The organism is Brevibacterium sp. (assembly GCF_031179145.1).
Lineage (GTDB): Bacteria > Actinomycetota > Actinomycetes > Actinomycetales > Brevibacteriaceae > Brevibacterium.
On the sequence record NZ_JAPSIB010000043.1, the window covers coordinates 1 to 5,485 of the forward strand.

Sequence of the window (5,485 nt, forward strand, 5' to 3'; positions counted from 1 at the left end):
GAAACGGCAGCAGTATCCGAATCAGCCCAAGGATCGGGAGAAGCCGGCCGAGGCACAGTCCGCAACACGCTGTCAGCGACAGTAGCGAAACGAGGAGACGCAGCCGACGACTTCGCTTCCCTTCCTCGGCTGTCCATGGGCAGACCCACAGCTGCACAGGCCCGCGTGAGCGCGTAGTCGGCCAGGGACTCGATCACTGAGAACTGGATGCGGTCGCACTCAGCGGATTTCGAGGCGAGTTCGGTGAGCGGTGAATGCGCGGGCAGAGAGAATCGGCTGCCGTTTGCCGATGTCGCCTCATCCATGCCGTGTCACCGCCTCTCGTCTGCGAGCTGCTACCGTGCTTCTGAGTCTGCCACTCGCCACTGACACAGGAGTTCGGGGTGAACTCCTTCGTCCGGGACGAACTGCTGCCGTACTCCACAGCCTGCCAGCCGCCACTGACATCAGACTTCTGGAGCAAATCGCTTCCCTACTCCAAGGTGTGCAATCCAGAGTGTGCCATCCACCACTGACACAGGTTCCCGGGCATCACTGTCTGAGCCGAAGACCGAACTCACAGCTGCGCCGCTGCCTAGCCCCGCACACGCCTCCGCGGGGATTCGAAGAACAGCACCGCCACAAAACCGAGAAGGATCAGCGTCGCAGGCACCCACAGCGACTGCCCCATCGCATGTGCGAAGCCCGAGGCGATCGCATCCGGCATCCCGGCAATACCGCCTCCCATCTCCGAGGCCATCGATCCTCCGGACTCCGCCAACCCAGAGTCTGCAGCGTCCCCTGCCCCAGCACCGACACCACCGACCGCACCCGGGGCGCCACCAGCAGCCGCCTCAGCGCCGGCGATGTTCGCCGCCAAGCGCGCTTCCATCGCAACCGCGATGGCAGCACTTCCGAGCACCGCTCCCACCTGCCGCACCGTGTTGTAGACACCAGAACCGGCGCCCGCGTCCTTGAGGGGAAGGTTCCTGGTCGCGGTGGACGATATCGGCGCCCACATGAATCCGTTCGCCACTCCCAGCAGAAGGATCGGCGGCATCAGCAGCCACGGCGATGTGTCGCGGTCGAGCAGCGCTCCCATCCAGAACAGGCCTGCAGAGAACGACGCCAAGCCGATGCCGGCGAGAATCCGAGGGTCCCCGTTGTCGACGAGCTTCCCGACGAAGGGCGCGAGCACACCGGAGAGGATCGCCATTGGCGCGAGAAGCAGCGCGGCCTGCGTCGGTGAGTAGCCGAGCACGTTCTGTGCCCACAGCATGATCGGGAACGACATCGACGTGACACCGAAACCGACGGTGACCATCGCCAGGCTCGCCAGGGAGAAGTTGCGGTCCTTGAACAGGCGGAGAGGGATGAGCACCTCGGTGGGGGTGAACTTCTGCCACAGCACGAAGGCGATGAGGAAGACAATGCCACCGCCGATGACGAACGGCACCGTGACGGTACCGATGAGCGCGCCCCATTTGGCTTCGTGGGCCTGCTGGATGCCGTACACCAGCAGGAACATGCCGCAGGCCGAGAGCACGACGCCGATCCAATCGAAGCTGTGCGACTGGGTCTCGAGGCTCGGGACCAACCGCCATGCCATGACGAAGGCGACGATTCCGACGGGGACGTTGATGAAGAAGATCCACTCCCACCCGAATCCGTCGACGAGCAGTCCGCCCATGATCGGGCCGATGAGGGTCGCGATGCCGGCGACGGCGCCCCACATGCCCATGGCCGCACCGCGTCCGTTGGGCGGGAAGATGCGGGTGATGACAGCCATCGTCTGCGGGGTCATCGCGGCCGCGCCGAGGCCCTGGACCACACGGGCGACGATCAGAGAAGCTACCGTCGTCGTCAGTCCGCACCACAGGGAGCTGAGTGTGAAGATGACGAGTCCGACCATGTACACCCGCTTGGGTCCGAACTTGTCCCCCAGCCTGCCGGTGATGAGCAGCGGGACGACATAGGCGAGCAGATACGCCGAGGTGACCCACACGACCGCGTTGATGTCGGCGTCGAGTGAGGCCATGATGTCGGGCATGGCCACGGAGACGATCGTGGAGTCCACGAGGATCATGAAGAAGCCGATGCACAGCGCCCACAGGGCACGCCAGGGACTGGTCGAGGATGGGGATTGAGAAGTCACTGACCCAGTGTTCTCTCGCTCCCCACCCCCGTCAAGCCGACCATTCACGTCAGGGTGGTGCCACGAACCGACGCCTGACGGCGGACTCACGCCGAACCCGCTGCGCAGACGAACCTGGAACAATGACGTTCATGGTGTGTCGACTTCCAGAGCTGCTCGAGGGCTCCCAATGGCCGATCGTGATCATCGGGGCCGGTCAGGCAGGGCTCTCGGCGGCTCACTACCTGTGGCGCGACGGGCTGAGAGCAGGGAAGGACTTCATCGTCCTCGACGCCGGCGCCGGTCCGGGCGGCGCGTGGCGCGAACGCTGGGACTCGCTGACGTTGGGCGGGGCCAACCGGATCGCGGACCTCCCCGGCTTCCCCCTGGGCTCGCCCGATCCGCGGTGCCCAGCCTCGGCGGTGGTCTCCGACTACTACTCCCGGTTCGAACGGGAGCTCGAACTTTGTGTCGTGCGCCCCGCCGAGGCGGTGGAGGTCCGGTCGGAAACGCCGGGCTCCGGTCACCTGACGATCACCGTCGAACTTGACGGTGAACACGTTCAACTGGCGACGTCGTTCCTCATCAACGCCACCGGAACGTGGAAGCGCCCCTATGTGCCCTACATCTCGGGAATCGCGGAGTTCGAAGGTCGCCAGCTCCACACCGCGAGCTTCCGCGACGTTGAGGACTTCCGCGGGCAGCGCACCCTCGTCGTCGGCGGTGGGATCTCCGCGACCCAGTTCCTGCTCCAACTCGCCGAGGTGACCGAGACTCTGTGGGCAACCAGGCGACCGCCGAACTTCACCTCCCGCGAATTCGACGGCAACTGGGGGCTCGAGGTCGAGCGTGCCGTGCGCTCCCGCACGCTGGCGGGTCTCGCACCGGCAAGCGTGGTCCGGACGACGGGATTGCCACTGCGTCGGGAATTCCTCGAGGGCGTGGAATCAGGGGTGCTCGTCTCCCGCGGGATGTTCGACCGGATTCTCCCCCACGGCGTGCACTTCCCTGCTCACGACGGCGAGGAGGTGCCGACATCGGACGGCCTCGGTCCCTCGGCCGGCGACCGGCTGGCGCTGCCGGAATCCTGGCAGCCTTTCACTGAGCAGCGCATCGAAGCCGTCGACGTGATCTTCTGGAACACCGGATTCCGGGCGGCGCTGAACCATCTGGCGCCTCTGCATCTGCGCACCCGTGACGGTGGAATCGCGATGGAGACCGAAGTGGCGGTCAAAGGCGATAGAAGAGTGTTTCTCGTCGGCTATGGTTCGGCGAGCTCGACGGTGGGGGCGACGCGTGCCGGTCGCCTCGCTGCGCGAGAGCTTCTCCGCCGACTGGCTGAGGACCGCCGCCCGGGTGCTCCTCCGCCGGCTGGCTGAGGGTCGCGGACTGCACGACGCTCAGGGTCCAGACCTGGCGCAACCGAGTGCAGGAGCTTAGCCTGGATGAATGACTGAGCTTCCGCTTCTCGACGACAACGACGTCAGCAGGGTTCTCTGCGTCGTCGCCCATCCCGACGACATGGAATATGGTGCTTCGGCTGCAGCGGCCAAATGGGCCAGGCAGGGCAAACAGGTGTCATACCTGCTGCTCACCCGGGGCGAAGCCGGGATCAGGGGCATGCACCCCGATGAGGTGGCTCCGTTGCGCGCGGACGAGCAGCGCGAGGCCTGCAGCATCGTCGGTGTCGACGACCTCGAGATCCTCGACTTCCCCGATGGCCTGGTCGAGGCGAATGTCGAACTCCGGCACGCAATCGCCAAGAAGATCCGGCAGTTCCGCCCGGATGCGGTGATGGTCACGACGTGGCGCCTGGAGACCTCGTGGGGACTCAACCACGTTGATCATCGCAACGTCGGGGTCGCTGCGATCGACGCGATCCGCGACGCCGACAACCCCTGGCTGTTCGAGGATCTCGCCGAATCCGGTCTGCCGGCATGGAAGGCGAACCGTCTGCTCGTCAACGGCGCCGAGCCGAACTATGCCATTGAGCTCAGTGCCGAGGACGTCGATAAGGGCGTACGGTCGCTCGAGGCACACAAGGTCTATCTTGAAGCGCTCCCGGACCACCCCGTGCCTCGCGAGATGGTCACGATGATCGCCTCCGAAACCGGAGCACGGGCAGGCGTGGAATACGCGCTGCCCGTGCAGGTGATCGATATGTAGCTGGATCAGGCGCCGAGGGCGGCCTTCGCTGCGTCGTAGTCCGGTTCGGTGGTGATCTCGTCGACGAGCTGGGTGTAGGACACCGTGCCCTTCTCATCGAGGACGACGACCGAGCGTGCGAGCAGTCCTGCGAGGGGACCGTCGACCATGGTCACGCCGAATTCCTTGCCGAATGCGCTGCGGAAGCCGGAGGCGGCGACGACATTCTCGATGCCCTCTGCTCCGCAGAACCGGGCCTGGGCGAACGGCAGGTCGTTCGAGACGCACAGCACCGTGGTGTTGTCGAGGCTCCCGGCCAGTTCATTGAACTTCCGCACCGATGCCGCGCAGACATCGGTGTCGAGGCTCGGGAAGATGTTGAGGACGACACGCTTGCCGGCGACGTCCGCGGAGTTCACTTCACTGAGGTCCGTTCCGACAAGGGTGAAGGCCGGGGCCTGAGAACCCTTCTCCGGCAGTTCGCCGACGGTCTTGACCGGGGTTCCCTGGAATGCTGTTTTCGCCATGCTTCGATCTCTCCTTCGTTGGTGTGATTGATGCTGTCAGTGTCACTCTACGTGATGTCCATGACACGGCTGTCGAGCCGTTTCACACTCTGTCCTCATCACCTCTGAGGACACGGTACTGGCGGCTTCGCTCCCGGTCACCTCAGGAATCAGTCTGCTCGGACACCTGGCGGCGGCCGATGTCGAAGACATTCCCCTCGGGATCCAGCAGCGTCGTCCACTCGATTCCATGCTCCTGGAACGAAGCGACCTTCTTCGCCCCCAGAGAGACTGCTTTCTCGACGTCACGCGGATAGTCCGGGTCGTCGAGATCGATGTGCACGGGATTCTTCCCCTCACCCCGGTCGGTGACTTTGACGAAGAGCATCCCGGGGATGGGAGATTCGGAGCTGTGGATGCCGCCGATGCTCGCGACGAATTCGTTCGCGCCTTCGTCGAGTTCCGCTCCGAGCAGCTCGGACCAGAACCGCGATTGGGTTCGCACGTCCGCGCAATCGAACGCGATGCTCAGGGAGGAGAGCGATGCCATGGATGACCGTCCTTTCGCACCGGCAGCTGGAGCTGCCGAAGAGGTGAATTTCACTTGGCCCCACCATAGACATCGGATCTGACACGGGTTCGCCCGGGTTGCCACAGAACGTTTCGCACCGTCTCATTCCGACGTCATGGTGGCTGCCCATCCCTCAGTCACACGGGTTGC

General features: G+C 64.7%; 5 protein-coding genes. 2 read left to right on the forward strand and 3 right to left on the reverse strand.

Going from position 1 to position 5,485, the window contains the following annotated elements; all coding sequences use genetic code 11:
- Nucleotides 1-574: 574 nt before the first annotated feature.
- Nucleotides 575-2,134, reverse strand: coding sequence for a DHA2 family efflux MFS transporter permease subunit (locus RIT73_RS17135; RefSeq protein ID WP_309133318.1), 1,560 nt, complete (start codon nt 2,132-2,134; stop codon nt 575-577).
- A gap of 131 nt (nt 2,135-2,265) precedes the next feature.
- Here RIT73_RS17135 and RIT73_RS17140 point away from each other — a divergent pair, with 131 nt between their 5' ends.
- Together RIT73_RS17140 and RIT73_RS17145 are read left to right on the forward strand one after the other, a co-directional pair.
- Nucleotides 2,266-3,492, forward strand: coding sequence for an FAD-dependent oxidoreductase (locus RIT73_RS17140; RefSeq protein ID WP_309133319.1), 1,227 nt, complete (start codon nt 2,266-2,268; stop codon nt 3,490-3,492).
- 70 nt (nt 3,493-3,562) lie between these two features.
- Nucleotides 3,563-4,279 carry a PIG-L deacetylase family protein gene (locus tag RIT73_RS17145; RefSeq protein WP_309133320.1) on the forward strand — a complete coding sequence of 239 codons (717 nt, stop codon included), beginning with the start codon at nt 3,563-3,565 and terminating at the stop codon, nt 4,277-4,279.
- Between the two features lie 5 nt (nt 4,280-4,284).
- Here RIT73_RS17145 and tpx read toward each other — a convergent pair whose 3' ends face one another.
- Together tpx and RIT73_RS17155 are read right to left on the reverse strand one after the other, a co-directional pair.
- Nucleotides 4,285-4,785, reverse strand: a complete 501-nt coding sequence (tpx, locus tag RIT73_RS17150; protein ID WP_309133321.1) for a thiol peroxidase — start codon at nt 4,783-4,785, stop codon at nt 4,285-4,287.
- Between the two features lie 142 nt (nt 4,786-4,927).
- Nucleotides 4,928-5,314, reverse strand: coding sequence for a VOC family protein (locus tag RIT73_RS17155; protein ID WP_309133322.1), 387 nt, complete (start codon nt 5,312-5,314; stop codon nt 4,928-4,930).
- Nucleotides 5,315-5,485 lie beyond the last annotated feature (171 nt).

What these genes read in the sequence shown, in the direction of transcription:
- RIT73_RS17140 (WP_309133319.1), top strand. Translation starts at nt 2,266, where the DNA reads ATGGTGTGTCGACTTCCAGAGCTGCTCGAGGGCTCCCAATGGCCGATC.
- RIT73_RS17145 (WP_309133320.1), top strand. Translation starts at nt 3,563, where the DNA reads ATGACTGAGCTTCCGCTTCTCGACGACAACGACGTCAGCAGGGTTCTC.
- tpx (WP_309133321.1), bottom strand. Translation starts at nt 4,785, where the DNA reads ATGGCGAAAACAGCATTCCAGGGAACCCCGGTCAAGACCGTCGGCGAA.
- RIT73_RS17155 (WP_309133322.1), bottom strand. Translation starts at nt 5,314, where the DNA reads ATGGCATCGCTCTCCTCCCTGAGCATCGCGTTCGATTGCGCGGACGTG.